Origin of the sequence: Actinoplanes sp. CA-142083 (assembly GCF_050942195.1) — a bacterium.
In the GTDB taxonomy this organism is placed as follows: domain Bacteria; phylum Actinomycetota; class Actinomycetes; order Mycobacteriales; family Micromonosporaceae; genus Actinoplanes.
Window position 1 is genome coordinate 6,304,150 of record NZ_CP192076.1, and the last position, 15,719, is coordinate 6,319,868.

General features: G+C 70.7%; 14 protein-coding genes. 7 read left to right on the plus strand and 7 right to left on the minus strand.

All coding sequences use genetic code 11. The features are described 5' to 3' along the window. Positions 1-25: 25 nt before the first annotated feature. Together ACQPZX_RS28910 and ACQPZX_RS28915 are read left to right on the plus strand one after the other, a co-directional pair. Positions 26-607: a MerR family transcriptional regulator gene (locus tag ACQPZX_RS28910; protein ID WP_433361660.1), complete on the plus strand. Its 582-nt coding sequence runs from the start codon at positions 26-28 to the stop codon at positions 605-607. Further along, positions 604-3,150 carry a VIT domain-containing protein gene (locus ACQPZX_RS28915; RefSeq protein WP_433361663.1) on the plus strand — a complete coding sequence of 849 codons (2,547 nt, stop codon included), beginning with the start codon at positions 604-606 and terminating at the stop codon, positions 3,148-3,150. The genes ACQPZX_RS28910 and ACQPZX_RS28915 overlap by 4 nt, the downstream gene beginning before the upstream one ends. Before the next feature lie 148 nt (positions 3,151-3,298). Here ACQPZX_RS28915 and ACQPZX_RS28920 read toward each other — a convergent pair whose 3' ends face one another. Beyond that, complete coding sequence (locus ACQPZX_RS28920; protein WP_433361666.1) at positions 3,299-5,038, minus strand: alpha/beta hydrolase; 1,740 nt, start codon at positions 5,036-5,038, stop codon at positions 3,299-3,301. A gap of 288 nt (positions 5,039-5,326) precedes the next feature. On the opposite strand from ACQPZX_RS28920, the gene ACQPZX_RS28925 reads away from it, so the two are divergent. Further along, positions 5,327-6,268, plus strand: a complete 942-nt coding sequence (locus ACQPZX_RS28925; protein WP_433361669.1) for a ricin-type beta-trefoil lectin domain protein — start codon at positions 5,327-5,329, stop codon at positions 6,266-6,268. Here ACQPZX_RS28925 and ACQPZX_RS28930 read toward each other — a convergent pair. Continuing rightward, the gene (locus ACQPZX_RS28930) at positions 6,265-7,935 is read right to left on the minus strand and encodes an FAD-binding dehydrogenase (protein WP_433361672.1); all 1,671 of its coding nucleotides are present in this window, start codon (positions 7,933-7,935) and stop codon (positions 6,265-6,267) included. The two genes, ACQPZX_RS28925 and ACQPZX_RS28930, sit on opposite strands and share 4 nt — an antisense overlap. Before the next feature lie 49 nt (positions 7,936-7,984). On the opposite strand from ACQPZX_RS28930, the gene ACQPZX_RS28935 reads away from it, so the two are divergent. Beyond that, complete coding sequence (locus ACQPZX_RS28935) at positions 7,985-8,581, plus strand: TetR/AcrR family transcriptional regulator (RefSeq protein ID WP_433361675.1); 597 nt, start codon at positions 7,985-7,987, stop codon at positions 8,579-8,581. Here ACQPZX_RS28935 and ACQPZX_RS28940 read toward each other — a convergent pair. Genes ACQPZX_RS28940 through ACQPZX_RS28950 form a run of 3 tightly spaced genes read right to left on the minus strand, consistent with a single transcriptional unit; the run spans position 8,578 to position 10,212 of the window. Beyond that, a complete protein-coding gene (locus tag ACQPZX_RS28940; RefSeq protein WP_433361678.1) occupies positions 8,578-8,931 on the minus strand; it encodes a group I truncated hemoglobin in 354 nt (117 codons plus the stop codon). The two genes, ACQPZX_RS28935 and ACQPZX_RS28940, sit on opposite strands and share 4 nt — an antisense overlap. Before the next feature lie 43 nt (positions 8,932-8,974). Next, complete coding sequence (locus tag ACQPZX_RS28945) at positions 8,975-9,754, minus strand: nucleotidyltransferase domain-containing protein (protein WP_433361681.1); 780 nt, start codon at positions 9,752-9,754, stop codon at positions 8,975-8,977. Next, positions 9,751-10,212: a MarR family winged helix-turn-helix transcriptional regulator gene (locus tag ACQPZX_RS28950; protein ID WP_433361684.1), complete on the minus strand. Its 462-nt coding sequence runs from the start codon at positions 10,210-10,212 to the stop codon at positions 9,751-9,753. Before ACQPZX_RS28950 ends, ACQPZX_RS28945 begins: the two co-directional genes overlap by 4 nt. A 79-nt stretch (positions 10,213-10,291) precedes the next feature. Here ACQPZX_RS28950 and ACQPZX_RS28955 point away from each other — a divergent pair, with 79 nt between their 5' ends. Continuing rightward, on the plus strand, positions 10,292-11,206 hold the full coding sequence (locus ACQPZX_RS28955; protein ID WP_433361687.1) for a quinone oxidoreductase family protein: 915 nt from the start codon (positions 10,292-10,294) through the stop codon (positions 11,204-11,206). On the opposite strand, the gene ACQPZX_RS28960 is transcribed toward ACQPZX_RS28955, so the two are convergent. Together ACQPZX_RS28960 and ACQPZX_RS28965 are read right to left on the minus strand one after the other, a co-directional pair. After that, the gene (locus ACQPZX_RS28960; protein WP_433361689.1) at positions 11,193-13,373 is read right to left on the minus strand and encodes an RICIN domain-containing protein; all 2,181 of its coding nucleotides are present in this window, start codon (positions 13,371-13,373) and stop codon (positions 11,193-11,195) included. The genes ACQPZX_RS28955 and ACQPZX_RS28960 overlap by 14 nt on opposite strands. A 14-nt stretch (positions 13,374-13,387) precedes the next feature. Further along, the gene (locus ACQPZX_RS28965) at positions 13,388-14,563 is read right to left on the minus strand and encodes an alginate lyase family protein (RefSeq protein WP_433361692.1); all 1,176 of its coding nucleotides are present in this window, start codon (positions 14,561-14,563) and stop codon (positions 13,388-13,390) included. Between the two features lie 357 nt (positions 14,564-14,920). Here ACQPZX_RS28965 and ACQPZX_RS28970 point away from each other — a divergent pair, with 357 nt between their 5' ends. Both ACQPZX_RS28970 and ACQPZX_RS28975 read left to right on the plus strand, forming a co-directional pair. Then, the gene (locus ACQPZX_RS28970) at positions 14,921-15,100 is read left to right on the plus strand and encodes a helix-turn-helix domain-containing protein (protein ID WP_433385479.1); all 180 of its coding nucleotides are present in this window, start codon (positions 14,921-14,923) and stop codon (positions 15,098-15,100) included. Continuing rightward, on the plus strand, positions 15,054-15,689 hold the full coding sequence (locus ACQPZX_RS28975) for a DUF4231 domain-containing protein (protein WP_433361695.1): 636 nt from the start codon (positions 15,054-15,056) through the stop codon (positions 15,687-15,689). Before ACQPZX_RS28970 ends, ACQPZX_RS28975 begins: the two co-directional genes overlap by 47 nt. The last annotated feature ends 30 nt before the right edge of the window (positions 15,690-15,719 follow it).

Genomic DNA, 15,719 nt, shown 5'->3' on the forward strand with positions numbered 1-15,719 from the left:
CGGTGACAGTGTCAGACTCGTCGGCATGTGGACGATGGATGAGTTGGTCGAGCGGGTGCGCGAGGCCTTGGCGGCCGAGTATCCGGGCGCCCCCAACGGCCGCGTCCGCGATGTCCCCGACCGCCGCGCCATCCGGTGGTATACGACGATTGGCCTGGTCGACCGCCCGCTGGGCATGCGCGGGCGGACGGCGCTCTACGGCCCTCGCCACCTGCAGCAGCTGGTGGCCATCAAGCGCTGGCAGGCCGAGGGCCGCAGCCTCCGGCAGATCCAGGCCGACTTCGTCTGGCTCAGCCCCCGCGCTCTGGACGACGCCTCCCGCATCCCCGAGCACCTGCTGGCCGCCAACGATCCGCCCGGCGCCACCCCCGATCTGGCGGAGCGCCCGCGTTTCTGGGCCGACCAACCGGCAAAAGGCAAAGACAAGACCGATCCCGTACGGGTGGCTGAGGCCGCCCCGGTGCACGGGGTCAGTCTCGGCGGCGGCGCGATCCTGCTGCTCCCGCGCCCCGTCACCGACACCGACCGCGCCGAGATCGCCGAGGCAGCCGCACCCCTGCTCGGCCTGCTCGAGTCCCGTGGACTGATCGATGGGAGAACGCCATGACCTTTTCCGTCACCCCGATGAGCCCGGGCGAGCTCGGCCGCATCAGGATCCTGCCCGACGCCGGCTTCGGCAACCTCAGCACCGAGCGGGGCAACCTGCCGCTCGACCGGCTCGACGTGCAGAGCCGGGTCAGCGGGCTGGTCGCCCGCACCACAGTGGTCACCGAGTTCCGTAACGCGCACGACACCGCGCTCGAGGCGACATACATCTTTCCGCTGCCCGACCGCGCCGCCGTGACCTCGATGAAGATGACCGCCGACAACCGCACGGTCGAGGCCGAGCTGCAGGAGCGCGGGGCCGCCCGCGAGGCGTACGACCAGGCCATCGCGGCCGGCAAGCGCGCCTCGATCGCCGAGGAGGAGCGGCCCGACGTGTTCACCATGCGGGTCGGCAACATCCTGCCCGGCGAGCACGTGACGATCGAGCTGAGCCTGGTCGGCCCGCTGCCCTTCGAAGACGGCGCGGCCACGTTCCGCTTCCCGCTGGTCGTGGCGCCGCGCTACATCCCCGGCAACCCGCTGCCCGGCCCCTACGTCGGCGACGGACAGGTGCCCGACACCGACGCCGTGCCCGACGCGTCGCGCATCTCCCCGCCGGTGCTGCTGCCCGGCTTCCCCAACCCGTTGCGCCTGTCCCTGGGCGTGCACATCGACCCAGCCGGGCTGACACTCGGCGACGTCAAATCCAGCCTGCACACCGTCACCGACGACGACGGCACGGTGAGCATCCGGCCCGGCGAGCGGGCCGACCGCGATTTCGTGCTCCGCATCGGGTATGCGGGCGGCGGCGAGACCGCGATCGCCGTGCCCGACGTGACCGCGAGCGAGCCCGAGGGCGTCTACCAGCTCGTCGTGCTCCCGCCCGACGACACCGCCGCCGCCCGCCCCAAGGACGTCGTGTTGCTGCTGGACCGCTCCGGCAGCATGGGCGGGTGGAAGATGGTGGCCGCCCGCCGGGCCGCGGCCCGTGTGGTCGACACCCTCACCGCGGCCGACCGGTTCGCCGTGCTCACCTTCGACCACCACGTCGACCGGCCGGAGGGCCTCGGCGAGGGGCTGGCCGAGGCGAGCGACCGCAACCGCTTCCGCGCCGTCGAGCACCTCGCCCGCGCCGACGCCCGCGGCGGCACCGAGCTGCTCGCGCCGCTGATGGCCGGGCTCGGCCTGCTCAAGCAGAGCGAGGGCCGCGACCGGGTGCTGGTGCTGGTCACCGACGGCCAGGTGGGCAACGAGGATCAGATCGTCCACGACATCACCCCGCTGGTCGGCGGCGCCCGCATCCACACGATCGGCATCGACCGCGCGGTCAACGCCGGCTTCCTGGGCCGGCTCGCCGCGCTCGGCGCCGGCCGGGCCGAGCTGGTGGAGAGCGAGGACCGCCTCGACGCGGCGATGGAGCAGATCCACCGCCGGATCGGCGCGCCCGTCGTCACCGACCTGACGGTCACCGCGACCGGCCTGCGCCTGCTCGACGACGAGCGCAGCCCGGCCCGGCTGCCTGGCATCTACCCGGGCGTCCCGCTCGTGGTCTCGGGCCGGTTCGCCGGCAAGGCCGAGGGCACCCTCACCGTCACCGGCCGCACCCGCGACGACCGCGAGTTCCGCACGACGGTCGACGTGCGCGAGCGCGAGGAGCCGGCGATCACCGCCCAGTGGGCGCGGGCGCGGCTGCGCGACCTCGAGGACGCGTACGCGGCCGGCAACCGTGGCCTGGAGAGCACGATCGTCGCCACATCCCTGCGTTACGGCGTGCTGTGCCGGTTCACCGCGTTCGTGGCGGTCGACGCCCGGGTGGTCAACGAGGGCGGCGAGACCCGCCGGGTCACCCAGCCGGTCGAGTTGCCGTCGGGGTGGGACGACTCCAGCCTCGAGGTCGCCTCGTTCCGGGGCATCTCGGCGTCGATGCCGCTGGCCGCTCCGATGGCGCCGCCTCCGCCGGGCGCCCCGCGGTTCGCTCCGGCACGGGCCGAGTCCGGGGACGCCGGCCTCGCCGGGGCTGCGGGCGGCGCCCCTGCCGGGGCTGCGGGCCGTGCCCCTGGCGGGACTGCGGGCGGTGGCCTCGGGCGGAGCCGCGGGCCGATGACCTTCGCCGCCGTCTCGGGGTCGATGCGGGCCGGCAAGGCGATGGCCCCCAGCGGCGCGGCGCCGACCCTCGACCAGGTGCGCGAGATCGCCACGGTCGAGGCGGGCCGCCTGCGCGACGCGGCCGGCCTGCCCGCCTACGAGCGGCGCGACCTGCTCGACGACCTGGCGAGTCGCCTCGATGTCCTGCTCGGCTCCTTGCCGGGCGACGAGTTCACCCCGCTGCGCGACCTGGTCACGCTCCTGACGGGCGACGGCTCCGTCGACGACAAGTGGGCGGCGGCCCTGACCGCCCTGACCACCTTCGCCGGCGCGGGCGGCGCGGGCGGCGCAGGTGGCGCGGGCGGCGCAGGTGGCGCGGGCAGCGCAGGTGGCGCGGGCAGCGCAGGCAGCGCGGGCAGCGCGGGCAGCGCGGGCAGCGCGGGTGACCGCCCCTCCCGGAAGGCCTTCTGGAAGCGCTGACGACCAGGAGTCCGTCCCGCAGTCGCCGTCCCTGATGCAAGCGCCGGCAACGACGGATGGCCCGCCCCTCCAAGGGCGGGCCATCCGCTTTCACCGCCGGGTCAGACGGCGTTTCGCAGTCGGGTTTAGACGGCCTTTCGCAGCCGGGTCAGACGACGGGCGGCAGCACCTTCGGCGCGCCCGGGACGGGGAGGCCCTGGGCGGCGATCTCGGTGACCGACGCGGTTGTCAGGTTGAAGGTGTCCTGCGTCTGGACGGTCGGGTCGGTTTCGAGGGGGGTTCGGAACGGCTGCTCGCCGACGCACCTGGTGCCGCGGGCGGGCAGCGACCGGTACAGCAGGTAGCGGTCGGTGATGCCGGTGGCGCAGGACGACGTGCCGTAGGCCGTGTGGCCCCAGTTGTCGCTGGACAGCAGGCGGCTGTTGGGCAGCAGCTGCGACGACTTCACGGCGTCGGCGTAGTTGGTGGCCGGGTCCCAGAAGCTGCCGACGATCAGGACCGGGTGCTGGGTGCGCTTGGTGAACGGGCCGGTGTAGGCGTCCTCGTCGTGCACCGTCCAGTTGTCGCGGGCGCACTGCACGCTCGACCAGGCCCACGCCCGGCCGAAGTAGGTGGCCCGCTTGTCCGCGCGGGCGGCGGCCTTGGCCCACGAGGCGCCACTCGCCGGGTGGCGGCCGTCGGTGCACATCACGGAGGCGTACGCGTCAAAGCTGTTGTCGTAGGGAAACGCCCGTCCCTCGGCCTGCCTTCGCATGCGGCCGATCCTCTCGGCCGCCTCGGCCAGCTTCGCCTTGTCGGGCACGTAACCGGGCGTGGTCAGCTGGTAGAGCTGCGCCGCGAGCGCCGTCACCTCGTCGCCCGCGTCCGGCTCGTAGAGGGCGCTCAGCACCATGCCGATGAACATGGCGTACGTGACCTTCTCGTTGCCGGCGGCGAACGGATGGGCCTTGAGGCGCTCGGCGATCACCCGGAAGCGGCGCATCGGGCTCTCGCTGAACGCGCATTTCGCCGGGCCGGCCAGGCCGCAGCGGCGCAGCAGCTCCGCCAGGGCCCTCCACGCGCCGTCCGCCGAGTGCAGCCGGTCGTCCTGGATCTGCCCGCCGGTCTTCGCGGTGCCCACCCACGCCTGCGGGTTGATGACGCCGTCGACGGCGATGGCCCGGAACCGGTCCGGGAACATGTTGGCGTAGTACTGGCCGAGCGCGGTGCCGTAGCTGAAGCCCAGGTAGGTGAGCTTGCTGTCGCCGACGGCGCGGCGCATCACGTCCATGTCCCGGGCGACCTCGGCCGTCGACATGCTCCCGGCCAGCTCCCGCCCGGTCGTCGAGCAGGCCCGGGCCTCCTGCCCGGCCGCCTTGACGAACGCCTTCTCCTGCGCGGCGCCCCACGGGAAGCCGATGCTCAGCGTCGTCATCGCGGGGGTCTGCCGGCCGGCGTCGGGGAAGCAGTTGACCTGGTCGCTGAACCCGATGCCGCGCGGGTCCATGCCGACCACGTCGAAGCGGTCCAGCAGGGCGTCGCTCATGAAGTACGGCGCCGCCAGGGCGATCGAGACGCCGGAGCCGCCGGGGCCGCCGGGGTTGACGAAGAGGCTGCCGATCTTGTGCTTCTGGTCGCGGGCCTTGACCCGCAGCAGCGCGAGCGTGACCTGCTTGCCCTGCGGCCGGTCGTAGTCGAGGGGCACCTTCGCCGTCGCGCACTCGCCCCAGCCGTAGCAGGAGTACCAGCGCAGCTTCGGGGTGGCGACCGAGTCGACCCGGCGGCGCTCGGCGGCGCTGGTGCGGGCCGGGGCCGCCGCGGCGGACGCTTGAGCCGGTGCGATGATCATCGCCCCGGCCAGCGCGAGGCTCGCGGCGCCGGCCGCGAGCAGACGGGTGGAGAGCGGCATGCGTCACCTTCCTGGTAGACCGGCGCCCACGTCGCCCCGGATGATCAGAAAGGTAGGTTCGCGGCGGATCTTCTCGGTTCGCCGTCACGGAGCAGCTCCGTTGCCGTTCACGCGAGGTGTCGGCCATCCGACGCCCCGTACATCGCCGCAGGCCGGTGTGTTCCGTCTCGGCCCCGACGGCCGCAACGCGCGGAAAGTCGGATCTTCGGGGGTCAGCGGCTCACCGGCGGCCGGGGGTAGGTTGGGCGGTCGATCGTGTCTTGACGGCTCGATGGCGGCAGGTGTTGCGTGACGGACGACGACCACCACGACGAGGAGCGGGATCCCCTGCTCGTCCGCCCCTACCTGCTCGACGGCGCCGGCGCCCCGGAGGCCGATCAGTCGACGCAGACCTGGCCGTCCGCCACCACCCGGGAGGTCCGCTCCCACCGCGCGCTCGAGGGCGCCGACGATCCCACCGCGATCCTGCCCGTGGTGCCGGCGGAGCGGCCGGCCCGCAACGGCCGCCGCCGGCTCGTGGTGCTGGTCGCCGCCTGCGCCGTGGTTCTGCTCGGCGCGGCCGTCGCCGGCTTCGCCGCGCTGCGGTCCAGTGGGCGCCCGTCCGTGTCGGCGGCGCTGCCCGACGCTCCGGTCCCCGCCCTGTCGGGCCTGGTTCCGCCCTCCCCCGCCGCGCCGCCCGTCACCGCGTCATCGTCTTCCACGCCGCGCAAGTCCGCGACCCGCCGCGCCGACTCGACGACCGTCACCACCGCGGCCGGCGCGCCCGCCTCGTCCTCGTCCGCGGTCACGTCTTCGTCCGCGCCGGGCAGCACGCCCGCGGGCGTTCCGGGGAAAACCACCTCGCCGCCCGCGGCCCTCGTGCCTGCGCGCACCGGCACGATCCGCGGCCAGAACGGCCTCTGCCTCGACCTCAACGGCGCCGTGGTGGTCGACTTCAACCACATCCAGGTCTTCACCTGCAACAACACCGCCGCTCAGCGCTGGACCCTGGCCACCGACGGCACGGTGCGCGTCCTCGACATGTGCGCCCTGATCGCCGGCGACGACACGGTCCACATCACCAGGTGCGACGGCCGCACCACCGCCAAGTGGCGCACCTCCGGCCAGCTGGTGATCAACACGGCGAACGACAAGTGCCTGACCGACCCATCCTCGGGCACAGCCGCCGGCACGGCCGTCCGGGTCGTCACCTGCGACGGCCGCGCCAACCAGCGCTGGTCGCTGCCCTAGAGGCTCTTCGCCAGCGCGCGACCGGCGGCGCGCCCGCTGAAGATGCAGCCGCCTAGGAAGGTGCCTTCGAGGGCGTTGTAGCCGTGCACCCCGCCCCCGCCGAAGCCGGCCACTTCGCCCGCCGCGTACAGGCCCGGGAAGACCTCGCCGCCCGGCGTCAGCGCCTGCGAGTCCAGGTTGGTCTGGATGCCGCCGAGCGACTTTCGCGTCAGGATGTGCAGCTTCACCGCGATCAGCGGGCCCGCGGCCGGGTCGAGGATGCGGTGCGGCGACACTGTGCGGCCCAGGCGGTCGCCCCGGTAGCGGCGCGAGTTGTGGATCCCCTGGATCTGGGAGTCCTTGCTGTACGGGTTGTCGATCTGGCGGTCGCGTGCCTCGATCTGCGTGCGGATGCGGGCGGCGTCCAGCAGCGGCGAGTCGGTCAGCTTGTTCATGCCGGCGACGAGCTCCTCCAGCTGTCCGGCCACCACGAAGTCGGCGCCGTTGCGCTTGAACGCCTCGACCGGGCCGGGCGCGCCCTTGCCCAGGATCCGCTCGCGCACGAAAGCCCGGCGATCTTTCGCGGTGATGTCCGGGTTCTGCTCCGAGCCGGAGAGCGCGAACTCCTTGCGAATGATCTTCTGGGTGAGGATGAACCAGGAGTGGTCGAACTCGGCGATGTCCGGCGTGGTCCGCAGGTGACGCAGCGTGCTGAGGGTGTCGTAGCCGGGCAGGCACGGGTCGGGCAGGCGGCGGCCCAGCGCGTCGAACCACATCGACGACGGCGCCGGCAGGATCCGGATGCCGTGGCCGGGCCAGATCGGGTCCCAGTTGCGGATGCCCTCGGTGTAGTGCCACATCCGGTCGCGGTTGACCAGGTGCGCGCCGGCCGTCTCGGCGATGTCGAGCATGCGGCCGTCGACGTAGGCGGGAACGCCGGTGACCATGCTCCGCGGCGGATCTCCCAGCCGTGACGGCCAGTAACGGCGCACGAGGTCGTGGTCGCCGCCGATACCGCCCGTGGTCACGACGACCGCCTGCGCGGTCAGCTCGAAATCCGCGGTCTCCTCGCGGTTCGAGGAGACACCCCGCGGCGATGTGTCAGGGGCAAGGATCTTTCCGCGTACGCCGGTGGCGGCCCCCGCCGAAACGATCAGCTCGTCCACCCGGTGGCGGTGGTGGAAGGTGACCAGGCCGGCCTCGGCCGCCCGCTGCACGGAGGCGATGAACGGCGCGACCACGCCGGTGCCGGTCCCCCACGTGACGTGGAAGCGGGGCACCGAGTTGCCGTGCCCGTCGGCGCGCAGCGAGCCGCGCTCGGCCCAGCCGACGGTTGGCAGCCAGCTCATGCCGAGCGACGAAAGCCAGGAACGTTTCTCGCTCGCCGCGAATTCGACGTACGCCCGGGCCCACTTCACGGCCCACGCGTCTTCCCCGTCCACCCGGTCGAACTGGGCGCTGCCCTGCCAATCCTGCCAGGCGAGGTCGAAGGAGTCGCGGACGCCGAGCCGCCGCTGCTCGGGGGTGTCGACGAGGAACAGCCCGCCGAACGACCAGAACGCCTGCCCGCCGAGGTTGGCGGCGCTCTCCTGGTCGACGAGCGCGACCCGCTTGCCGGCCGCGGTGAGCTCATGGGTGGCGGCGAGCCCGGCCAGGCCGGCGCCGACGACGATCACGTCCGCATTCACGATTCAGAAATGTATCGGATGCACGAACGTATTGGGTAGGGTTCTGCGCGTGCGGGTCACGAAGAGGCGGGCGGAGACGCGGGCCCGGCTGCTCGACGCCGCTTTCCGGGTGTTCGCCGCGAAAGGTTTCGGCCCGGCCCGCATCGACGACGTCTGCGAGGCCGCCGGCTACACCCGCGGCGCTTTCTACTCGAATTTCGCGACCCTCGACGAACTTTTCTTCGCCCTCTACGACGAGCGTGCCGCGGTCATAGCGGCCCAGGTCAGCGACGCCCTGAGCGCCGACGAGGCGGCGCCGATAGAGCCGTCGATCCACGCCGTGATCGCTCGCACCGCCGCGACGCTCCTGCTCGACCGCGACTGGCTCCTGGTCAAAACCGATTTTCTTCTGTACGCGGCGCGGCACCCCGAAGTCGCGACGAGGCTGGCCGCCCATCGGGCCGAGTTGCGCGGCGCGATCGAGGCACGGCTGCGCGGGGTGCAGGGCAGGCTCGCGCTGCCCGAGGGCGTGGCGGACGTGCCGGCCGCGGCCCACGCGGTGGTGGCCGCCTACGACGGCGTCACCGTCCAGCTCCTGCTCGACGGTGATGTGAGGGCTGCCCGCGAGTGGCTCACCCAGCTGCTGAGCGCCCTGCTCGTGCGCTAGGCGGCGACGTCGTCGACCGAGGCGGCCAGGACTCCCCGGACCGCGTCGAGGACCTCGTCGTCGACGCCGAGGCCGGCCAGGACGCCGATGAGGTAGGCGCCGACCAGGTCGTAGTGCTCGCGGGTGATGCCCAGGCCGGTGTGCGCCATGCGCAGGTCGCGGCCGGAATAGGCCTCCGGCCCGCCGAGCACCTGGCTCAGCAGCGCGACCATGTGGGTCTTGAGCTGGCCGATGTCGACGTGCTCGAAGTACGGCGACAGGCGGTCGTCGGCGAGGATGACGCGATACAGCCGGTTGACGGCCTCGGTCACGGCGGGCTCGCCGCCGACGCGTGCGTAGAAACTGTCCACTGTGGCCCCCTTTCCGAGCCACAAGCTAACCGATTCCGGGCCGCTACGGGGTCCCGCCGGGATGTCCGAATCGACGCCAGGCGTCCTCGGCGACGGCGTCGACCGCATCGAAGGCCATCAGCAGGTCGGTGGTCCGGAACGCGACGTCCTCGCCGGCGCGGTGCCGCACGGCGCGATCGGCCAGTTCCGCGTACTCGGGAAACAGCGAAGCCAGATAGGGGCCGGCCTCGCTCTTGGAGATGATGTTGCCGGTGGCGGCGGTGTGGTGCAGGCGGGCGGGGCCGAGCACATACCAGGCGACCGTCACCGTGTCGCGCACCTCGTCGGCGGGCAGGGCCGCCACGTAGCCGCGAAAGTTGTGGGCGTTTCCCTGCCAGTATTCGCGCAAGTTGTCGAGGTTGTAGCGGCGGACCACGTCGGGGTCGACGCGCACGCCGAGGTCCGCGACGGCTGGGCCACGCACCGGGATCCCGTGCCTCTGCAGGATCAGCCAGACGACCGGCGTGAGCTCGCCGCAGGGCTTGCCGGTCTTGAGATCGCCATCGACGACGAAGGGCGCGACCGGGCGATCGGTGGGCCAGGCGCGTGCGAGCGCGGGCTCGAGATAGACAGCGTCAACGGGCACCTTCGCGTGGATCTCCCGCAACGCGTCGAGGTCCTCGGGAGACGCCGGCCGGGACGTGAAGACCATGGCGTCGATGTCGCTGCGGCCTTCCTGGTACGCGCCGAGGGCCACCGAGCCGACCAGATAGAAACCCTCGACGAAACCGGGAAGCGCGGCGTCGGCCGCGGACAGATAGTCGCGCGTGACGGTGTCGATCACTCGCGCGACGGTAGCAGAGTGTCGAAAAGGTCGACGCCGTTCGCTTTCGCGTGCTCGACGAGCAGGCGGCTGACAAGTTTCGTGAGATTTTCGCGATCGTACGGCGAAAGCAAGCTGACGAAAGTGGTCACGTCGCTCTCGAAAGCGGCCGCCGCCTCGGTCGCGAGCGCGCGCCCCTGATCGGTGAGGCTCACCAGCACCGAGCGGCGGTCGGCGGCCGACGGGATGCGTGCGACCAGCCCGCGGCGCTCGGCCCGGTCGACCAGCCCGGAGACGCTCGACTTGTCGAGGCCGAGGAGTTTCGCCAGCTCGAGCATGGTGGGGCGGCGGTCGCGGAGCACGCCGAGCAGCCGGGTCTGGATGAGCGACAGGTCGTGCTCGGCCGCACGGCGCTCGAGCGTGCCCAGCACCAGGAACGAGAGCTGGGCGAGGCCGTCGACGGTACTCAGGGAAGCCATACGGACAGCCTACTTGAAATAGTTCGTGCCACCAACTACATTAGTTCGTGCCACCAACTAAATCCCGGAAGGAGCTGTCATGGAGAAGATGAACGCCGCCGTCGTCACCTCGTTCGACGAGCCGCCGCACTACGAGACTTTTGACGTGCCGACGACGCGCGGGGGCGAAATTGTCGTCGACGTGGTCGCCGTCGGGCTGCACCCGCGCACCCGCAGCGGCGCGGCCGGCCGCCACTACACGAGCACCGGACAGCTGCCAATGATCCCCGGCATCGACGGGGTGGGCCGCCGGGCCGACGGCCAGCTGGTCTACTTCGTCGCCGACGACGACGTGATCGGCACGATGGCCGAGAAGGCGGTGGTCGACCCCCGGCGCACGATCGAGCTGCCCGCCGGGGCCGACGCGGCCCGGGTCGCCGCGGCCATGAACCCCGCCATGTCGTCCTGGGTGGCGCTGCGCCGCCGGGTGCCGATCCAGCCGGGGCAGAGCGTGCTGGTCCTCGGTGCGGCCGGCAACGCCGGCTCGATGGCGATGCAGGTCGCCAAGCTGCTGGGCGCGGGCGAAGTCATCGGCGCCGCGCGCCGCGCCGGCGACGGCCTTCTCGCCCTGGACGAGGTCGGCAAGGCCGCCGAGGCCGGCATCGTGCTCGACTACCTGTGGGGCGAGCCGGCTCAGAAGGCGATCGTCGAGATCCTGACGAACCGCTCCGACCGCAGCCGCCTGCTCGACTGGGTGCAGATCGGCTCGGTGGCCGGCCCGACGATCGAGCTGCCGTCGGTGGCGCTGCGCTCGGCGAATTTCCGGTTGCAGGGCAACGGTCAGGGCGCGGTGTCGCCGCGGGCCTACCTCGCCGAGCTGCCGTCGCTGATCGACGAGATCGGGCGGGGCACGATCGAAATCGCGCCCCGCCCGGTCCCCCTGTCTTCAGTTACGGATGCATGGGCTCACCAGGACGCGCCGGGCGAGCGCACGGTACTTGTCACGGGCCGCTGACGATGCTGGTCACCTGGTGGCCGCTGTTCACCGCCGCGCCGGTGTTGTTGATGACGTGGCTGATCGTGCCGGTGCCGCCGAGCGAAACCGTCACCATGTCGTGGAACTTGACCCCGGCAACCGCCGGCACCTCGAAGGCGCGGGCGTTCACCACCGCCGGGTTGACGTTGAAGTAGCAGTAGCTGCCCAGGCCCCACGCCTCGTGCGTGGTCACCGCGGCGCCCACCTTGTACGCGGCCCAGCCCTGGGTCGACCCGTTCATGTAGGCCGCCTGGTTCGGCGGGTCGTACGGCATCTCGTTCTGGTAGAAGTAGGTCCGCCCGCCGTTGCCGTTCCAGATCGTCTGGTACTGCTGGTAGTGCTCGACGAACAGGCCGTAGAAGGTCACGTTCTGGCCGTTGACGATCAGGCCGTTGCGGGCGGTGTTGACGTTCCAGCCCACGGTCCCGTTGTTGCCGTGGTCGGCGCGCCAGATCCAGGCGTGGTCGCCGATGACGTTGTTGCTGTTGATCTCGACGCTGACCGTGGCCTTGCCGGCGATCGAGCCGCCGATCCGCACGAAGACGTCGGAGAGCACGGTCGGGTTGGCCGCGTGCGACGCGGACGAGCCGGCCGGGCCGACCTGCAGCAGGATGTTCGAGTTGGTGGTGCCGGCGTCGAGCAGGATGCCGGCCAGCCGCACGCCGTCGACGTCGGCGACGTGGATGGCGTCGACACCGCCGTCCGGCACGAACGTGGCGAGGCCGAGACCGAGAATGACCGTGCTCGCGCGGTTCACGTTCAGTGTCTGGTTGAGGTGGTAAACACCGGGCGTGACGAGCAGGTTCTTACCGGCCGCGAGGGCGGCGTTGATCGTCGCGGCGGTGTCGCCGGACTTGACGATGTAGAAGGTGCTGATCGGCAGCGAGGAGCCGGCCGGGTTGCCGCCGGCCCAGGTCGTGCCGCTCGCGTTGGACCGCAGGGCGGGGACGAACACCTGGTAGGCGCCGGCGCTGTCGACGTACAGATAAGGCTTCTCGGCGACTGTCGGCGTACTCGCAACCGTTGTGAACGGTGGCGAGGGGAAGCTCTGCGCCGGGGCGCCCGGGCTGCCGACGAAGACCTGGTTCCAGTTCGAGCCGTTCCAGCTTCCCATCTGCGAGTTGCGGGTGAGGAACTGCTGCTGCGAGCCGGACTGGATCTGGTTGTCGATCTTGGAGTCGGCGATGAAGCCGCCGGACGACCAGCCGCCGTCGGAGAGAGCAAGGCTGCCGCGTACGTGCATGCGGCGGTACGGCGCGGCCTGGGACACGGCCCAGCGGTCGAGCCCGTCACCCGGGGTGACCGACAGGCCCTCGGCGGAGCGCCAGAAGTTCTGCGTGGCGTTCTGCGATCCGTCCGGCCACCAGTCGGCCTCGACGTGGACGTGTCCGTTGATGTTCACCTGGTCGGGGGTGAGGCCGAGGCCGGCGACCTGGGTGAAGAAGCCGACGTTGGCGTCGACGTTGTAGCTGCCCGGCTTGAACAGCAGCGCGTAGCGCGCGTTGCCGAACTGGTTGCTGACCTGCGAGTTGAAGACGCTGTTCAGCTTGCTCTGGATGGTCGACGCGGACATCGACGGGTCGAAGACGCTGACGTTCGGCCCGAGGTCGGGGTTGGCGGGGTTGGTCGGCACCGTGGTCGGCGGCGTTGTGGGCGTCGTCGTTCCTCCCGAGAAGGTCCACTTCTGGTTCGCCGTGCCGGCGCAGTCCCAGAGCTGAAGTTTCGCGCCGTCGGCGGAACTGTTGTCCTTGATGTCGAGGCACTTGCCGGAGGCGTTGTTGACCAGATCCTTCGCCGCGCTCAGCGTCCACTTCTGCGTGGCGACGGTGTCGTAGCAGTCCCACAGGTGCACGACCGCGCCGTTGGCGGTCGAGTTGTTGGCGATGTCCAGGCATTTCCCGCGGCCCTGGACCGAGCCGTTGTCGGCGAGGGTCCACACCTGGTTCTGGTTGGCCGCGGTGCACGACCACATCTGCGGCTGGTTGCCGTTGGCCGTCGACCCGTTGGTGACGTCGAGGCATTTCCCGTTCAGCGAGGAAACTATCGTTCCCGACGAGGCGGCGAACGCGCTCGTGATCCCGACGACGCCGAGCGCGCCGACCACCACGGCCATGATCGTGCCGGCCAGAAGCTTTCTCGATCTCATGTGACGTGCTCCGATCAGGCCGGGTTGTTGGCGTGGGTCAGGGTTTCCCAGGCGACGAAGAGGTTGTTCGTCCCCTGCGGACGGCGGGATTCGGTGTACTGCTGCGAGTTGGTCATCGCGATCCCGAGCCGGTTGTGCAGCGCGTTGAAGGCCACCTCGGTGACCGGCCCGAGGCCCTTGGTCACCGCGCCGCCGCAGATGTTCGATGGCACCGCGGTCCCGTTCTCGAACTTCGTGTGGAAACCGAGCGCCTGCCGCATCCGCTCCTGCAGCGACGGCCACAGGTCCTCACCCTGGATCCGGGTGGTCTCCGCGACGTGGCTGATCGCGGAGATGCCGTAGCCGGTGTGCGTGAAGTCGCGGCAAGTTTCCTGCGAAAGCCCGTCGACGAACGTGCTCTGCCCCTGCCAGTACGAGATCAGCTCGCTCGGCGTGTCGACGCTGCCCACCGGCGGGTACTTCGGCTGCGCGCCGTCGGCCGCGATGTAGATGTAGGCGGCCGCCCGCGCCTTGAACCGCGTGATCGCCCGGTCGTAGCTCGCCTTGTCGTCGAGGAACACCGAGATCCCGACCGCGGCCTCCATCATCGACAGCTCCCAGTTGCCGTTGCTGGAACTCCCGACGATCACCACCGGTAGGTAGACGTTGCGCAGCATGGTCGCGAACCGCGCCTGGTTGGGCCAGCTCGAATACGTGTACTTGATGATCTCCGCGGCGCGCGGCCAGACCGATCCGGCCCATCCGGTCTGCAGCGGGGCGTTGCTGTTGGTGTGCGAGGTGATCGTCGCCGACCACGCGTCCATCAGCGCGATCGACTTCTGCGCGTAGGCCGCGTTGCCGGTGATGTACCAGGCCAGCGCGTCGGTGTAGGCCGCGATCGCGTCCTCGCGCTCGTCGGTGCAGCCATTGTTCGGGTTCGAGTAGGAGCCGCACTCGACCGTCGCCCGCGGCTTGGGGGTGCGCGAGAGCGAGGCATACTTGCTGGCCAGCATCTGGTTGTAGGCGGCGAGCCAGGGCGCGGCGCCCGCGTTCACCTTGCCCTTGACGAAGTCCAGCTGGGCGCGACTGACCAGCACACCCGGATGACTGAAACTGATCGGTGCGGCATCGGCGGTCGCGAGCCGCGCGCCGAAGGCGCCGACCCCCGCGACCAAGGCCGTGAAAGCCGCTAATAGGGCGCGTCTGCGCATGGGGGATGCTCCCGGAGTTGGGGATGGGGAAACCGGAAAGTGGGTTAACAGTTCCCGCTCGGCAACCACCGGGTCAACCCGGCATCGACCGACTTAAGACTCCCTTAAAGGTTCCGGAACAGGAGAGCGCTCTCCCTTCGGCACCGCTCCCGGAACCGCTTCCACCCAGAGTCAAAAGCCGCATACCGTACGAGTCGCTGCGCGCTCAATGCGCGCGTGGCGCCACCGCGCAGCAGTCGCCATCATGATGAGCACCTGTAATGAACTATCCGGCGCGGAGGCCTCAGAGTGGTCGACAACAGTCCCGCCGACGAGCCGACGTCGGCCGAGGCATTGGGTGTCGCGATAAGACGGTTGATGCGTGAGAAAGCGCTCCCATCCGACAGGATCGCGGACAAGGCTCACGTATCGAGGTCAAGCCTCGACGCGGTGATCACTGGCCGCAGAGTCCCCACCCCCGGGACTCTTCGACGGATCATCGCGGCGATCGGTGACCTCTCAGCAGAGCAAAGGGCCGGAGCTATCAGAGCTTCTTGAGCACGCCGAGCTTGAGCAGCGGTCCCGCGTGGTCGCGCAGGTCGCCGATCGCGACTATGCCTACATCAGCGGCAGCGGCAACGTGGTCATGGGCGCCGGCAATGTGGTCAAGCCCCACGAGGGAGCCACCGAGGAGGCCGATCAGGCACAGCTGTACCTCTCCGACCTTGAACGGGAGCTTTCGGCAGTGTCCATGCACGCTCGCCGGCGTCTCCTCACGTACCGGTTGCTCAGGTTCCTGGCGCTGGCGGCGTCGGCCGTGACGCCCGCCGTGGCTCTCCTCGACGCGGCACCGTTCATCACCGCCACCATCGGAACCGTCGCGTTTCTCAGCGAAGGGGCCATCCAGCTGACTCGCATCAACGAGCGCGCCGTCCTCGACACGAAAAGGGCGACGGCGCTCAATCGCGAGTTCCGCATGTACCGCACCAAGGTCGGGGACTACGAGACCGCGGACAGATCGTTCACGCTCCTGGTCAAACGCGTCGAGGAGATCCGCGAAGCCAACGACAACGAGCGCCTCGCCGTGGTTCAGCAGTCGTTCGGCGCACAGCCCACGATCAACGGTCCGGGCGATGCCCGTCGGTGATCGTGGCGAGCGCCATGACGAATGTCATCG

Excerpts from the sequence above, each read along its gene's own strand:
- ACQPZX_RS28965 (WP_433361692.1), bottom strand. The coding sequence starts at position 14,563 with ATGCGCAGACGCGCCCTATTAGCGGCTTTCACGGCCTTGGTCGCGGGG.
- ACQPZX_RS28955 (WP_433361687.1), top strand. The coding sequence starts at position 10,292 with ATGGAGAAGATGAACGCCGCCGTCGTCACCTCGTTCGACGAGCCGCCG.
- ACQPZX_RS28910 (WP_433361660.1), top strand. The coding sequence starts at position 26 with ATGTGGACGATGGATGAGTTGGTCGAGCGGGTGCGCGAGGCCTTGGCG.
- ACQPZX_RS28970 (WP_433385479.1), top strand. The coding sequence starts at position 14,921 with ATGCGTGAGAAAGCGCTCCCATCCGACAGGATCGCGGACAAGGCTCAC.
- ACQPZX_RS28950 (WP_433361684.1), bottom strand. The coding sequence starts at position 10,212 with ATGGCTTCCCTGAGTACCGTCGACGGCCTCGCCCAGCTCTCGTTCCTG.
- ACQPZX_RS28920 (WP_433361666.1), bottom strand. The coding sequence starts at position 5,038 with ATGCCGCTCTCCACCCGTCTGCTCGCGGCCGGCGCCGCGAGCCTCGCG.
- ACQPZX_RS28960 (WP_433361689.1), bottom strand. The coding sequence starts at position 13,373 with ATGAGATCGAGAAAGCTTCTGGCCGGCACGATCATGGCCGTGGTGGTC.
- ACQPZX_RS28915 (WP_433361663.1), top strand. The coding sequence starts at position 604 with ATGACCTTTTCCGTCACCCCGATGAGCCCGGGCGAGCTCGGCCGCATC.